We start from the raw sequence: 14,144 nt of genomic DNA on the forward strand, positions 1-14,144 counted from the left end.
GGGGGCGTTTTTCACGCGCTGGCCTCGTTGCGCGCCACCACGAGGTCGGAGATCTTCTCCCAGCCCAGGCTGCGGTAGAGGTGCACGCCGTCGGTCGACGAGAACAGCAACCCCGTCGTCGCCCCGTCCCGCACCGCCTCCCGCACCAGGGTGCCCATCACGACACTGCCGAGTCCTCGCCGCCGGTGCGCCTCCGCGGTCTCGATGCGGTGCGCGACAGCGTCCTTGCCGACGACCGCCATCAGCCCGCTGGCCGCCACTTCGCCGTCCGCGAGCACCTGAACCCTGATCACCGGGTCCCTGGTCACCTCCAGCGAGTAGCCCTCGGGCGGGCCGGAGAACGGGTGGTCCACGAGCGGGCGCCGCATGAACGTCTCGTCCGGCCGGGCGATGACCAGCCCGGCCGCCTCGACCTCCGCGATCACCTTCGCCGGCGAGTGCGTGGGAACGCTCAGCCAGCTCGGTTCCTCGGTGGCGGCGACGATCGAGGCCACCGCGCCGGCTTCCGCGTCGTCCGTGGCGATCCACTCGAACACCCGGTGCGCCCGGTTCACGTGGACGACCAGGTAGCCGTCGCGGTACTCGGAGGTCAGCCCGTCGGCCGCGATCCAGCCGCGGTGCCAGCGCTCCACCAGTTCGCCGATCATGCCTTCTCCTCGCCGTTCGCCGCGATCACGACGTCGGAAATCGTGTCCCAGCCCAGTTTCCGGTACAGGTGCAGGCCGTCCGCCGTCGCGAACAGCAGCCCGTCGGTCGCGCCGGCCTTGACCGCCTCTCTCACCAGCGCACCCATCACGACGCTGCCGAGCCCGCGCCGCCGATGCTCCGGTCTCGTCGCGATCCGGTGCGGCACAGCGTCTTCACCCACGACGGCGATCAGGCCGCTCGCGGCCTCCTCACCCTCGAAGGTCACCACGACCTCGATCACGTCTCCCTGCCTCACCCGCACCGAGTAGCCCGCGGGAGGTTTCGGCGCGGGGTGGTCGAACAGGTCGCGCCGCATGAACGTCTCCGGCTCCCGCAGGACCAGCCCGGCTTCTCGCACCACCAGGGCGACCTCCTCGGGGGAGTGCGTCGGCACCGTCAGCCAGGTCGGCACGGGCTGGAGCTCCACGTCTTCGGCGTGCTGCAGCACGTTCGCGTCACCCGCGAGGATCCGTTCCTCCTGCCGGCCGGGCAGATCGGCCCAGACGTGCCAGTTGTCCAGCAGGTCCTGCGGCTCCACCTCTTCCGCCCTGGCCCAGCCGGCGAGCCAGCGGTCGACGAACGAGCCGAGCTCCACGCACCGGTCGAGCCGATCGGCCAGGTCCGGTGTGGACGACTCCAGCACCACGTCGACCCCGTTGCGCCGCAGGTTCTTCAGCAGTCCGAGGAAGTAACCGGGCATCGCCTCGAACGCCACGCCCGGCTCGTGCCACACGAGCGTGATGCCCGGCACGAACCACCACTCCTCGTACATCCCCGTGATGGCGTAGACGCTGCCCAGGAACCGGCCCGGCCCGACCAGTGCCTCGCTCAGCGCGAGGTGCAGGCCGAACTCGTCCGTGGCGTGCCTGCCGTCGACGTGGTGCACCCCGGCCGTGGGGCGCGTGCGAGGTGCCTTGGCGGCGATCTCGTTCCACCACATGCGACCCTCGGGGCCCAGTGGCGCCCACAGGTTCCGTTCCGCCGGAACACCGTCCATCCAGACGCGCCACGCCCCGCGGGCGCCGGGCGCGGGGCGCATGCCCACCACCCACTCGTCGTTGTAGCGGGACTGGTCGAGCACGACGTCGAACAGTCCTTCGCCGGCGGCGGACGGGCTCACCGACGCGACGTCCAGCGCGACCCCGGCGTGCGCCACGATCCGGCCGGCGGTGTCCAGCGCGCGCAACCCCGCGTAGGGCCCTCGTTCGGCATCGGGCTCGGTGGGCCGGATGCGGCCGGGGTTGTCGCAGCCGATGAGCGTCACCGGTGGCCACACGTTCTCGAACGAGCGCGGAAACCCTTCCACGGCACGACACGTGCCGGTTTCCCTCAGGTCCTTGTACAGCGTGTACGACGGCGCTGTGCCGAAGTCGCCGCCGTCGATCAGCTGGGTCACGCAGGCGCTGGCGACGAGATCGCCGCCGGGCAGTTCGGCGTGGACGACCAGATCGGCCAGGAGCCACCACTGCGAGCCCGAGATGCCGAGGTGGAAGTCGCCGGTGAGCTCGTCCGGTGCGGCCGTGCACCCGCGCAGCACCAGCCGTTCACGCTCGGGCGACACGGGATCGGCGAACAGGCCGTCGACGTCCACGACCCGTGCCAGGACCTCGTCGACGAACTCGCCGTCTTCGAGCCACCAGCGCACGACCTCGTAGCGAACCCTCACCGGACCTCCCAGCAGACGCTAACGCGAAAGCCCCACAACGCGCGAACGCATTGCGGGGCTTCACGAGTACTACGTCAGGAGCGGTCGAACTCCTGCGCGGCGAGTGCCCGCACGATGCCCGCGCGGCCCTCGGACACCAGGCGGCGCAGTGCCGGCGGGTGCTCGTCGGCCAGCCACGCGTCGGCGGCCTCCACAGTGGACCTCGCGATCGACCACGCCGGGAACATGCCCACGACCATCGACTGCGCGCGTTCGGAGGTGCGGCGGTCCCACACGCCCTTCACGTCGCGGAAGTAGCGCTCGACGTACGGCGCGAGCAGCTCCTTCTGGCCGGGGTGCGAGATGCCCGCGATGATCGCCTCGCTGACCGCGTTGGGCAGGTCGTCGTCGTTGACCGCCCGGTCCCAGGCCTCGTCCTTGGCCTCGATCGTCGGGCGCAGCGCACGGGCGGACTGGGCGCGGCGGTGACCGGTGGAGGTCGGGTCGCGCTCCTCCTCGGCGTTGATCTCCGCCAGGTCGGCCTTGCCGTGCGCGACCAGCGCCTGCAGCAGCCGCCAGCGCAGGTCCGTGTCGACGTCCAGGCCTTCCAGCACCGCGGTTCCGTCGTACCAGCCGCGCAGGACGTCCACAGTGGAGTCGTCGAGCACCGACGAGGTCAGCGCGTTCACGAACGCCAGCTGGTGGTCGGAGCCCGGCTCGGCCGCCTGCGCCAGTTCCAGCGCCTTCGCCACGAACCGGCGCCAGCCCTCGGCACGCCACGAGTCGTCCGCGTAGGACGACAGCGAGGTCTGCGCCTGCAGCAGAAGCCGTTGCACCACACCGACCTCGGACTCGGAGCCCAGACCGCCGAGCACCAGGTTCACGAAGTCGCGGGCCTTCAGCTCGGCCTCGCGCGTCATCTCCCAGGCGGCCGACCAGCACAGCGTGCGCGGCAGCGGCTCGGCGATGTCGGAGATGTGGTCGATCAGCCCGGCCAGCGAGTCCGGGTCGAGGCGCATCGTGCAGTACGTGAGGTCGTCGTCGTTGACCAGCACGATCTTGCCGCGGTGCACGCCGACCAGCTCGGGGACCTCGGTGCGGTCGCCCGTCACGTCCAGCTCGTGGCGGTGCGTGCGGACGAGCTTGCCCGTGCCGTCGTCGTCGTAGACGCCGATCGCGATGCGGTGCGTGCGCAGTTCGCCGGCACCCGGACGCGCACCGCCCTGCAGCACGGCGAACTCGGTGAACTTGCCGGACGCGTCGACGGTGAACTTGGGGCGCAACAGGTTCAGGCCCGTCGTCTCCAGCCACTGCGCGCTCCACCACGACAGGTCGCGGCCCGACGCCTCCTCCAGCGCGCCCAGCAGGTCGGCCAGCGTGGCGTTGCCCCAGGCGTGCTTGCCGAAGTAGACCCGCAGGCCCGCCAGGAAGTTCTCCAGCCCGACGTACGCGACGAGCTGCTTGAGCACCGAGGCGCCCTTGGCGTAGGTGATGCCGTCGAAGTTGACCTCGACCGCCTGCACGTCGGAGATGTCGGCGGCGACCGGGTGCGTCGAGGGCAGCTGGTCTTGCCGGTACGCCCACGACTTCTCGATCTTCGCGAACGTCGTCCAGGCCTGGCGGTACTCGGTGGCCTCGGCCTGCGCGAGCACGGACGCCCAGGTGGCGAACGACTCGTTCAGCCACAGGTCGTCCCACCAGCGCATGGTCACCAGATCGCCGAACCACATGTGCGCCATCTCGTGCAGCACGGTCTCGGCGCGGCGCTCGTAGAGGTAGCGGGTGACGCGGCTGCGGAAGACGTAGTCCTCGAGGAACGTGACGCAGCCCGCGTTCTCCATCGCACCGGCGTTGAACTCCGGCACGAAGCACTGGTCGTACTTGCCGAACGGGTACTGCACCCCGAAGGCCTTGTGGAAGAACCCGAAGCCCTGCTTGGTCTCGGTGAACAGCCGCTCGTGGTCCATGTGGGGAGCGAGCGAGGCGCGGCAGTAGATGCCGAGCGGGATCGTGAAGTCGCCCTCGACGAACTCGTCGCGCCACTCCGCGTAAGGACCGGCGACCAGGGCCACGATGTAGGTCGACATCGGCTTGGTGGTGGCGAACGTGTGCACGTCCGCGCCGCCCTCGCCGGCCTCGGTGGCGATGATCTCGCCGTTCGAGATGACCTTCCAGTCGTGCGGCGCCGTCACCTTCATGGAGTAGACGGCCTTGAGGTCGGGCTGGTCGAAGCACGCGAACATGCGCTTGGCGTCCGCGGTCTCGAACTGCGAGTACAGGTACACGCCACCGTCGACCGGGTCGACGAACCGGTGCAGGCCCTCGCCGGTGTTCATGTACCGGCAGTCGGCCTCGATGGTGAGCTCGTTGGACTCCGCGAGGTCCGGCAGCTTGATGCCGTCCTCCTCGCGGTAGCCGGAGACGTCGAGCTCGCTGCCGTTGAGCACAGCGCGGTGCACGGTCGCCGCCACGATGTCGATCCACGAGGAAGCACCCGGAGTCCGGCTGCGGAACACCACGGTGGTGGTGGAGCGGAACGTGTCCGAACCCGGCTTTCCGCCGCCGTCGGTCAGGTCCAGCTCGATCCGGTAGGACTCCACTTCCAGCAGCTCAGCACGGTCCTGAGCCTGGTCGCGGGTGAGGTTGGGCGCGGCCACTGGTCACCTCGTCTGCCGCGCGTGTGGTTACGCGCTGACGTCGTCGGGAATGGTTATGACTCCCGCATCCAATCACGGAACCGGCGCTCGGGAAGAGATGACGGGGTGATCTGGTTGGGCTGATGGGGCGATAACGCCACCGACCGTCACTAAAGGGGCACGCATGACCGACAAGGCGAAGGTCGACTTCTACTTCGACCCTCTTTGCCCGTTCGCCTGGATCTCCTCCCGGTGGATCCTCGAGGTGGAGAAGGTCCGCGACATCGACCTGAGCTTCCACGTGATGAGCCTCGCCGTGCTGAACGAGGGCCGCGACCTGCCCGAGCAGTACCGGGAGCTCATGGCCAAGGGCTGGGGCCCGGTTCGCGTGGCCATCGCCGCGGAGCAGAAGTTCGGCAACGAGGTGCTGCCGAAGCTGTACACCGCGATGGGCACGCGCATCCACAACGAGGGCAACCAGGACTTCGACGAGATCATCAAGCTCGCGCTGGCCGACGCCGAACTGCCGGCCGAGCTCGCCGAGGCAGCGCACTCGACCGAGTACGACGAGGCGCTGCGGACCTCGCACCACCGCGGCATGGACCCGGTCGGCATGGACGTCGGCACGCCGACCATCCACATCGACGGTGTCGCGTTCTTCGGCCCGGTGCTGACGAAGATCCCGCGGGGCGAGGAGGCGGGCACGATCTTCGACGGTGCCCGGATGCTCGCCGGCTTCCCGTACTTCTTCGAGCTCAAGCGAACCCGTTCGGGTGACCTCGACTTCAGCTGAGGCCGACCGGCCTCCTCGGCCGGATTTTCTGTCAGGGGTGCTCGCCAGCGTCTCCTGACATGGCAGATCACCGCGTCGAAGTCGCAGTTCAGGGGCCCTGGTCGTGGGCGACCTCCAGGGCTTTCTGGGAGGGCTTCACGCCGTCGGCGTTGCCTGAGCGCGAGGGAGAGGCGCTGCAGGCGACGTTCCTGGTCGAAGGTGAGTGGCGCCGTGCTGAGGTCTCCGTGACCCAGCGCGGCGCCACTGCCGTTCTGTCCCTGTCCGGCGACGGCGATCTCGACCTGGCGGCGGTGCAGGCGTGCCGCTTCCTGTCACTGGACGTCGACGGCCGGGCCTGGCCCGACATCGCGCTGCGCGATCCGGTGATCGCGTCGGCACAGGCGTCCGTACCCGGCTTGCGGCCGTGCGGCTTCTACTCGCCGTACGAGGCGGCGGCCTGGTCGGTGCTGGCGCAGCGGGTCCGCATGTCGCAGGCGGCCACGTTGAAGGCTTCGCTGCTGCGGGACGGCGTGTTCCCCGCACCCGCGGAGTTGCTGGCGCTCGACCTCGACCTGCCCGGCCGCAAGGCCGAGTACCTGCGGGCGGTGGCGTCGGCGGCGCTGGACGGGCTGCTGGACGCGGTGACGCTGCGCTCGATGAAACCCGCGGCCGCCGTGCTCGCCGTGCAGCAGGTCAAGGGGCTGGGGCCGTTCGCGGCCGAGCTGGTGGTGCTGCGCGGGGCGAACGCTCCGGACGCCGTGCCGCACAACGAGTCTCGGCTCACCGACGAGGTGGCTGAGCGGTACGGGCGGCCGTTGGCGGAGGTGTCCGAGGCTTGGCGGCCTTATCGGACCTGGGCGGCGGTGCACCTGCGGGTGCTGCGGGAGCGGCGGCTGGGAGGTGCGATGGCTGCTTCGGGCCGATGAGCGCCGAACGGGTTCGGGCCGTTGCGGCTTGTGGTTGGCGACTCCGCGGCTGCTGAGGTGGCCGGGTGCGCTGCTGCCAGGGGGCTGGGCTGCCAGGGGGCCGGGTTGGCAGGTCGCTGGCGGGCTGCCGGGTTGGCGGGGTGCGCGGCTGTCAGTTGGCGAATCCGCTGCTGTCGAGATCATCCGTCTTCGTCGCGGTGGGCCGTCCGCCTGCCGCGCATCTGGGGCCAGCGGCGTGCAGTGGGCCCGTTCCGCGTCCGCCTGCACCCACCACCCGCACCTTGCCCGCCCCGCCCGCAGCTTGCTCGCCCCGCCCGCAGCTTGCCCGCCCGCCCTGCCAACCCGCCCCGCCCGCAGCTTGCCCGCCCGCCCTGCCAACCCCTCCCTCCCTCCCTCCCTCCCTCCCACGCCCTCCGCCGCTCCCGACGTGACCCCCGCCGCCAAGATGTGACAGGCTGAGGCGTTGTCAGCGCAGTGGTGTCACATCCGCCTGGAGGGCTCTCGTGATCGAGGTCGTCAACCCCGCCACCGAGGAAGTCATCGGCACGCTCGCCGAGGGCACGCCGGCCGACGTCGACGCGGCGGTGGCCGCAGCGGTCAAAGCCTTCCCGGCCTGGGCGGAGACCTCGGTGGACGAACGGGCGAAGGCGGTCCGGGCGATCATCGACGGGCTGAAGGAGCGGGCCGGTGAGCTCGCGGCGGCCATGACCCGGGAGATGGGCACGCCGCTCACCTTCAGCCAGAAGGTGCAGGTCGCCAACCCCGTCGCCATCGCGGAGGGTGTCGCGGACGTGCTGGAGGGCGGGTACTTCGAGCCCGAGGAGATCGGCAACTCGCTGGTCTTCCGCGAGCCGGTCGGGGTGGTCGCGGCCATCACGCCGTGGAATTTCCCGCTGCAGCAGATGGTCGCGAAGGTCGTGCCGGCTCTCGCGGCGGGCAACACCGTGGTGCTCAAGCCGAGTGAGCTCGCGCCGCGCACCGCCGACCTGCTCGCCGAGATCGTCGCGGCGGCCACTCCGGCGGGGGTGTTCCAGCTGGTGCACGGGACCGGGGCGGTGGTCGGTGAGGCGCTGGCCGCGCATCCGGACGTGGACATGGTGTCGTTCACCGGTTCCACGAAGGCCGGGCGGCGGGTGTCCGTGGTTGCCGCGGAGACGGTGAAGCGGGTCGCGCTCGAGCTGGGCGGCAAGTCCGCGTGCGTCGTGCTCGACGACGCCGACTTCGGGCGGGCGGTGAAGATCGCGGTCGCGAACTCGTTCATGAACAACGGTCAGGCCTGCAGCGCGTGGACTCGGTTGCTGGTGCCCGCAGAGCGTCATGACGAGGCCGTCGAGCTGGCCGCGCAGGCCGCGAAGAAGTACACGCCCGCGGATCCGGCCGACCCGTCCACGCGGATCGGGCCGGCTGTGTCGAAGGCGCAGCGCGACCGGGTCGTCGGGTACATCCGCAAGGGTGTCGAGGAAGGTGCGACGCTGGCCGCCGGTGGGCCCGAAGCGCCGCTGCCGCAGGGGTTCTACGTCGCGCCGACGGTGTTCGGTGGTGTGACGCCGGAGATGACGATCGCGCAGGAGGAGATCTTCGGGCCGGTGCTGTCGGTCATGCCGTACGCCGACGAGGACGACGCGGTGCGGATCGCGAACTCCACCATCTACGGGCTGGCGGGTGCCGTGTTCTCCGCGGACACCGAGCGCGCCCTCAGGATCGCCAGGCGGTTGCGCACCGGGCAGGTCGACATCAACACCGCCGCGTTCAACACGAGCGCGCCGTTCGGCGGTTACCGGCAGTCGGGCAACGGGCGCGAGTTCGGCAGGTTCGGGCTGGACGAGTTCTGCGAGGTCAAGTCGGTCCAGCGGTAATTGAGCTGCGAGCCGGGCCGCACGCGCGTATCACTGCTGGCATGGCTGACTCGGCGTTGAGCATCCGGACCATCGACGAATCCGACCTCCCCGACTTCCAGCGGGTGATGGCCTCGGCGTTCCTCGGCGATCATCTGGGGGAGGACAGCAAGTGGCTCAAGGTCCTCGAACGGGACCGGGCGCACGCGGTGTTCGACGGCGACGAGCTGATCGGCACCAGCGGAATCCTCACCCGTGAGATCACCGTTCCGGGTGGTCGTCAGGCGCAGGCGGGTGCGGTGACCGTGGTGTCGGTGAAGCCGGGCCATCGACGGCGGGGTGTTGCGTCGATGCTGATGAAGGCCCAGCTGCACGGCATGCACGAGAGTGGTGAGGCGCTCGCGATGCTGTGGGCGTCGGAAGGCTCCATCTACCGCAGGTACGGCTACGGCGAGTACGCGACGAGCATTGCCATGCTCAGGATGCCCACGCGTATGGCGTTTCACCCTGGTGTGCACGTCAGCGACGCACGGATCCGTCAGGTGTCGCGAGAAGAAGCGCTGCCAGTCATGCGTGAGTTCTACGAGCAGGTGCGAACCACACGGGTCGGCTGGCTGAGCCGCGTCGAGCACACCTGGGACGTGCAGCTCGCGGACCGCGAGGTCGACCGCGACGGGCTCACCTCGTACCGCTACTGCCTGCATCCCGAGGGCTATGTGGTGTTCCGGGTCAAGGCCAACGGCGATTCGGGCGGACCGGCCAGCGAACTGCACGTGCGCGAGCTGGTCTGCACGACCGAACAGGCCTATGCCGACCTCTACCGGTTCCTGCTGGACATGGACCTCGCCGGGGAGATCTCCTTCTACACCGCCTGGGACGACCCGATCACGCACATGGTCGACAACCCGCGGAAGGTGCGGCGCGAGGCCGGAGACGCGTTGTGGGTGCGCCTCGTCGACGTCGACCGGGCGCTGCCGCTGCGCGCTTATTCGTCCGATGTGGACAGTGTTCTGGAAGTCGAGGACTCGTTCTGCCCGTGGAACTCCGGCCGTTGGCGCTTCACGGTCAAGGGCGGCGAAGCGACGGTGACGCGCACCGAGGACCCGGCCGACGTGTCGCTGGACGTTGCCGCACTCGGCAGCGCCTTCCTCGGCGGCGTCCGGCTTTCCGTGCTCAGGCGGGCACACCGCGTGGTCGAGCACACGCCCGGACACGTGGACGCGCTGACGATGGCGTTCCTCGGTGTGACGGAGCCGCACTGCCCCGAGGTGTTCTGACGGAACTCACGGCGGTGATTGCTCGTTGACGGTTTACCTGGTGTGGGAGGTAATGCCGTGGGCACCATCGTGTGGGTCGTAGTGCTGGTACTGCTGGTCGCAGGCGTGTTCTACCTGGTCAGCCAGAGCAACGCGCGCAAGGCGCGGGAGCTCGACGACGCCAAGGCGGAAGCCCGCCGCTGGGTCGAGCGGCTGGGCGGGCAGGTGATGAGCCTCACCGGCAGCAACGCCGCCTCGACGCAGGCGATGGCGGACGCGTCCGAGCGGTTCACCGCCGCCGGTTCCCAGATGGAGCAGGCCCGCACGATCCCGCAGGCCAGGCTGGTCACCGAGACCGCGATGGAGGGCCTGCACTACGTGCGCGCGGCGCGTGAGGCCATGGGCATGGACCCCGGCCCCGCACTGCCCGAGAGCGCGGCCCAGAAACAGGCGGGTGCCGTCAGCGAGGACCGTCAGGTGGCCGTCGAGGGCCACCAGTACGCCGCGTCGCCGCACTCCGGTTCGGGTACGCCCTACTACTACCCCGGTGGCATGGTCGCCGGCCGTCCGGTGCCGCGTGGCTGGTACTCCGAGCCGTGGTGGAAGCCCGCGCTCGTGGCCGGTGCGTGGGGCGTCGGCACGTTCCTGCTGATGGACGCCATGTTCTCCGGCATGCACGGAGTCGGTGACTACGGCATGGGCGACGCGGGCATGGGTGACGTCGGAATGGGCGACGTGGGCGGTGCCGCCGACATGGGCGACACCGGCGGCGTCGACTTCGGCGACATGGGCGGCGGGTTCGACTTCTAGGGCTGACAGACCTTCTAGGGCTGACAGGCAGGGCACCAGAAGAGGTTGCGAGCCGCCAGTTCGGTGGTCAGGACCTCGGTGCCGCAGACCAGGCACGGCTCCCCGGCACGGCGGTAGACGTACACCTCACCGCCGTGCCGATCCACGCGTGGCGCGCGGCCCATGGCACGGGGCATGTGCTCGGCGCGGACGGTGTTGATCTGGCCGACCTTGACGCCGTCCTTCATCAGCACGACGAGGTCCGCCCAGATGGCGTCCCACAGCTCGCGGCTGACCTTGTTGCCGACCAGCAACGGGTTCACGTTGTGCCGGAACAGCACCTCGGCGCGGTAGACGTTGCCGACGCCCGCGAGGACGCTCTGGTCCATCAGCAGCACGGCCAGCGACTGCTTCGACCGGATGATCCGCTCGTAGGCGCGGTCCGGGTCGGCGTCGCGGCGCAACGGGTCGGGCCCGAGCCGGTCCCGGATCGCCTTGACCTCGGCCTTGTTCAGCACCTCGCACGCGGTCGGGCCGCGCAGGTCCGTCCAGTGGGTCTCGCCGGCCATCCGCATGCGGACCTGGCCGACGGGTAGCAGGACCGGCAGCGGCGACTCGGTGAACGTCCCGTAGAGGCCGAGGTGGACGTGCACGATCGCGTCCGGGCCGTAGACGTGGAACAGGTGCTTTCCGTGAGCCTCGGCGCGAACGAGCGTGCGTCCGTCCACAAGGGACGCCGAGAAGCGCCCTTGCGGACTGGTGACGGACACGGGCCTGCCCGCGTACCGGCGCTGGTGCAGCCGCGCGAGGCGGTGCAGCGTGTGGCCCTCAGGCACGGTCTTCGTAGGCGCTGACCTGGTCGATCCGGCGCTGGTGGCGCGGTTCGCCCGAGAACGGCGTCTTGAGGAACGCCGACACGATCTCGGTCGCCTCCTCGGCGGTGTGCTGGCGGGCGCCGATGCCGACCAGCAGGGCGTCGTTGTGCTGGCGGGCGAGCTGCGCGGTGTCGACGTTCCACGCCAGCGCGGCGCGGGCGCCCTTCACCTTGTTCGCGGCGATCTGCTCGCCGTTGCCCGAGCCACCGATCACGACGCCGAGGCTGCCGGGGTCTGCGACGACCTTCTCGGCCGCGTCGACGCAGAACGACACGTAGTCGTCCAACGCGTCGTACTCGTGGGCGCCGACGTCGACGATCTCGTAGCCCTGCTCGGTGAGAGCCTTGGACAGGTGGGACTTCAGCTCGAAGCCAGCGTGGTCTGCTGCCAGATAAACGCGCACGTCAAGGAGTCTGACACGCTGGTGGGTGTGTTCAGCCAGGAGGGGTACCAGCTGAGGCTGGAATGGGGGCCCGAGGGCGTCGGCGCCCTGCGGGACTGTGACGTGCTGGTCATCGTCGACGTGCTGTCGTTCACGACGTCGGTCGACCTGGTGGTGGGCAACGGCGGCCAGGTGCGCCCGTCGCGGTGGAAGCCCGAGTCGGGAAGGACGCTGCGACCAGCGTCACTCGTCGAGGAGACCGGACTGGTCGAGCTGCCGTCGCCGAACGGCTCGAACCTGTGCTTCCTCGCCGCCGAGACCGGCGCCCACGTGCTCGCGGCCTGTCTGCGCAACGCCACGGCGGTGGCCAGGCGGGCACAGGAGCTGGGAAAGACCATCGGGGTGGTCCCCGGCGGCGAACGGTGGGGGCTCGACATCCTCAACTCGGGGCCGCGTGAGTTCGGGCCGTTGCGGCCGTGCGTCGAGGACTACCTGGGCGCCGGGGCGGTGCTGGCCGCGCTGACGGGGAAGGCCTCGCCGGAGGCCAGGCTCGCGGCGACCGCGTTCCGGACCACCGACGTCCCGGCCGCGGTGAGGGGCTGCGGGTCGGGACGGGAACTGGTCGAGAACGGGCACTCCGCCGACGTCGACCTCGCGGTGCGGATCAACGTCAGCACCGCCGCTCCCGTGCTGGTCGACGGGGTGCTGCGGTGATCGAGATCGCGGACGGGATCTTCATCCGCAGGCACACCGAACTCGACCTCACACTCGGTCTCGTCACCGGGTCGGGCGACTCCCTGCTCGTCGACTCCGGCATGGACTTCGCCCTGGCGCGCGAGATCAGGCCGTCGCGGATCGTGTTGACGCACAACCACTTCGACCACGTGCTGGCCACCGCGGCGTTCCTGCCGTGCGAGGTGTGGGCGCACGAGGGCTGCGTGGTGGACGAGTCGCTGCTCGAAGACCGCGCCAAGCACTACGACGAACCGTTCGAGGGCACGCTCGTCGCGCCGACGCACACGTTCCGCGACAGCGTCACGCTGGACGTCGGCGGCCGCCGCGTCGACCTGCACCACTTCGGCCCCGCGCACACCTCGCACGACGTGGTCGTGCACGTGCCGGACGCCGGCGTCGTGTTCGCGGGCGACCTGGTGGAGCAGGGCGCTCCCGCTCAGGCGGGCCCGGACGCGACGCCGTCGAACTGGCGCCACGTCCTCGACCTGGTGCTGGAACTCGGACCGCGGATCGTCGTGCCGGGCCACGGTGACCCGGTCGACGCGAGGTTCGTGCGCGAGATGGCTATCCCGGAGGCCACGTGAGGCCGCGTCCGCCGAGGACGTGGCAGTGCACGTGGAAGACGGTCTGGCCGCCGTCCCCGCCGGTGTTGAAGACGAGGCGGTAGCCGGACTCGTCGACCCCCTCGGCCTTCGCGACCTGGTGCGCGGTGGCGAGGATCTGCCCCGCGAGCACCGGGTCGACGTCGCCGATCGCCGTGTGGTGTTCCTTGGGGATCACCAGGACGTGCGTGGGCGCCTTGGGGTCGATGTCGCGGAACGCGAGCGTCGTGTCGGTCTCCGTCACGACGGTCGCCGGGATCTCGCCCGCGACGATGCGGCAGAACAGGCAGTCGGTCACGACGGCATCGTATTGGTCCCGGCGGGCTCAGCGGACGAAGCAGAACTCGTTGCCCTCCGGGTCGCGCATGACCTGGAAGCTGCCCTTCTCGTCGGTGTGCACGACACCTTCGCGGGTGGCCCCGAGGCTCACCGCCTTCACGACCGCCGCCTCGATGTCCTCGACCTCGAAGTCGAGGTGGAACCGGTTCTTCACGACCTTGCGCTCCGGCACCGGCTGGAACGACATCCGCACGCCACCGGGCGGCTCGACGTGCGCCCACCCGTGCTCGCGCTCCACCGGCTCACCGCCGAGCAGTTCCGCCCAGAACCGCACGAGCCGGCTCGGGTCGTTGCTGTCGAGCACGATCTGTTCGAGCCTCACGTCTCCACCAGGTTCTCTCGGGCCCAGTCACAACACAGGTCGAGCAGTCCGAGCACCTTGCGCCCCTGCTCCGTCAACTCGTACTCGACCCGCGGCGGGTTTTCCGCGAACGCCTCGCGCGAAACCGTGCCCTCGCGCTCCATCGCCCGCAACGTCTCGGCGAGCACCTTGGGCGTCACCCGGGGCATCTCGGACCGCAACTCGCCGAACCGCCGACGCCCGCCCTGCAGCCCGCGCAACACGTGCGCGGTCCACTTGTCACCGATCTGGTACGGCAGGTCGTGCGTGCATTCCACCTGCTCACCCCCGATATCGTTGCGGAAACCGGCCGTCCGCACCCTAC

The 14,144-nt window shown here is 70.1% G+C and carries 15 protein-coding genes; 7 read left to right on the plus strand and 8 right to left on the minus strand.

Annotation, left to right across the window (positions count from 1 at the left end):
* Positions 1-11: 11 nt before the first annotated feature.
* From SK571_RS26220 to pepN, 3 genes are all read right to left on the minus strand, one after another.
* Positions 12-647 carry a GNAT family N-acetyltransferase gene (locus tag SK571_RS26220; protein ID WP_319986740.1) on the minus strand — a complete coding sequence of 212 codons (636 nt, stop codon included), beginning with the start codon at positions 645-647 and terminating at the stop codon, positions 12-14.
* On the minus strand, positions 644-2,353 hold the full coding sequence (locus tag SK571_RS26225; protein WP_319986741.1) for a GNAT family N-acetyltransferase: 1,710 nt from the start codon (positions 2,351-2,353) through the stop codon (positions 644-646). The genes SK571_RS26220 and SK571_RS26225 overlap by 4 nt, the downstream gene beginning before the upstream one ends.
* 74 nt (positions 2,354-2,427) lie before the next feature.
* Positions 2,428-4,989 carry an aminopeptidase N gene (gene pepN / locus SK571_RS26230; protein WP_319986742.1) on the minus strand — a complete coding sequence of 854 codons (2,562 nt, stop codon included), beginning with the start codon at positions 4,987-4,989 and terminating at the stop codon, positions 2,428-2,430.
* A 163-nt stretch (positions 4,990-5,152) separates the two neighbouring features.
* On the opposite strand from pepN, the gene SK571_RS26235 reads away from it, so the two are divergent.
* The 5 genes from SK571_RS26235 (at position 5,153) to SK571_RS26255 (ending at position 10,567) form a co-directional block, all read left to right on the plus strand.
* On the plus strand, positions 5,153-5,761 hold the full coding sequence (locus SK571_RS26235; protein ID WP_319986743.1) for a mycothiol-dependent nitroreductase Rv2466c family protein: 609 nt from the start codon (positions 5,153-5,155) through the stop codon (positions 5,759-5,761).
* Positions 5,762-5,820: 59 nt separating this feature from the next.
* Entirely contained in the window at positions 5,821-6,666 is an 846-nt protein-coding gene (locus SK571_RS26240; RefSeq protein WP_319986744.1) for a DNA-3-methyladenine glycosylase family protein, read from the plus strand.
* A 503-nt stretch (positions 6,667-7,169) separates the two neighbouring features.
* Complete coding sequence (locus SK571_RS26245; RefSeq protein WP_319986745.1) at positions 7,170-8,522, plus strand: aldehyde dehydrogenase family protein; 1,353 nt, start codon at positions 7,170-7,172, stop codon at positions 8,520-8,522.
* Between the two features lie 41 nt (positions 8,523-8,563).
* Entirely contained in the window at positions 8,564-9,778 is a 1,215-nt protein-coding gene (locus SK571_RS26250; protein ID WP_319986746.1) for a GNAT family N-acetyltransferase, read from the plus strand.
* A gap of 57 nt (positions 9,779-9,835) precedes the next feature.
* Entirely contained in the window at positions 9,836-10,567 is a 732-nt protein-coding gene (locus SK571_RS26255) for a hypothetical protein (protein WP_319986747.1), read from the plus strand.
* A gap of 14 nt (positions 10,568-10,581) precedes the next feature.
* On the opposite strand, the gene SK571_RS26260 is transcribed toward SK571_RS26255, so the two are convergent.
* The gene (locus SK571_RS26260; protein ID WP_319986748.1) at positions 10,582-11,382 is read right to left on the minus strand and encodes an Fpg/Nei family DNA glycosylase; all 801 of its coding nucleotides are present in this window, start codon (positions 11,380-11,382) and stop codon (positions 10,582-10,584) included.
* Complete coding sequence (locus tag SK571_RS26265) at positions 11,375-11,824, minus strand: ribose-5-phosphate isomerase (RefSeq protein WP_266037759.1); 450 nt, start codon at positions 11,822-11,824, stop codon at positions 11,375-11,377. Before SK571_RS26265 ends, SK571_RS26260 begins: the two co-directional genes overlap by 8 nt.
* Before the next feature lie 27 nt (positions 11,825-11,851).
* Here SK571_RS26265 and SK571_RS26270 point away from each other — a divergent pair, with 27 nt between their 5' ends.
* Positions 11,852-12,517, plus strand: coding sequence for a 2-phosphosulfolactate phosphatase (locus SK571_RS26270; protein ID WP_454780188.1), 666 nt, complete (start codon positions 11,852-11,854; stop codon positions 12,515-12,517).
* Complete coding sequence (locus SK571_RS26275) at positions 12,514-13,122, plus strand: MBL fold metallo-hydrolase (RefSeq protein WP_319986750.1); 609 nt, start codon at positions 12,514-12,516, stop codon at positions 13,120-13,122. Before SK571_RS26270 ends, SK571_RS26275 begins: the two co-directional genes overlap by 4 nt.
* Here the strand turns inward: SK571_RS26275 and SK571_RS26280 are convergent.
* Genes SK571_RS26280 through SK571_RS26290 form a run of 3 tightly spaced genes read right to left on the minus strand, consistent with a single transcriptional unit; the run spans position 13,103 to position 14,097 of the window.
* Positions 13,103-13,438 (minus strand): histidine triad nucleotide-binding protein, encoded by a 336-nt coding sequence (locus SK571_RS26280; protein ID WP_319986751.1) that lies wholly within the window; start codon positions 13,436-13,438, stop codon positions 13,103-13,105. The two genes, SK571_RS26275 and SK571_RS26280, sit on opposite strands and share 20 nt — an antisense overlap.
* 27 nt (positions 13,439-13,465) lie before the next feature.
* Positions 13,466-13,801 (minus strand): VOC family protein, encoded by a 336-nt coding sequence (locus SK571_RS26285; RefSeq protein ID WP_319986752.1) that lies wholly within the window; start codon positions 13,799-13,801, stop codon positions 13,466-13,468.
* Positions 13,798-14,097, minus strand: a complete 300-nt coding sequence (locus tag SK571_RS26290; protein WP_319986753.1) for a winged helix-turn-helix transcriptional regulator — start codon at positions 14,095-14,097, stop codon at positions 13,798-13,800. Before SK571_RS26290 ends, SK571_RS26285 begins: the two co-directional genes overlap by 4 nt.
* Positions 14,098-14,144 lie beyond the last annotated feature (47 nt).

The organism is Lentzea kristufekii (assembly GCF_033949925.1).
GTDB classification, from domain to species: Bacteria; Actinomycetota; Actinomycetes; order Mycobacteriales; family Pseudonocardiaceae; genus Lentzea; species Lentzea kristufekii.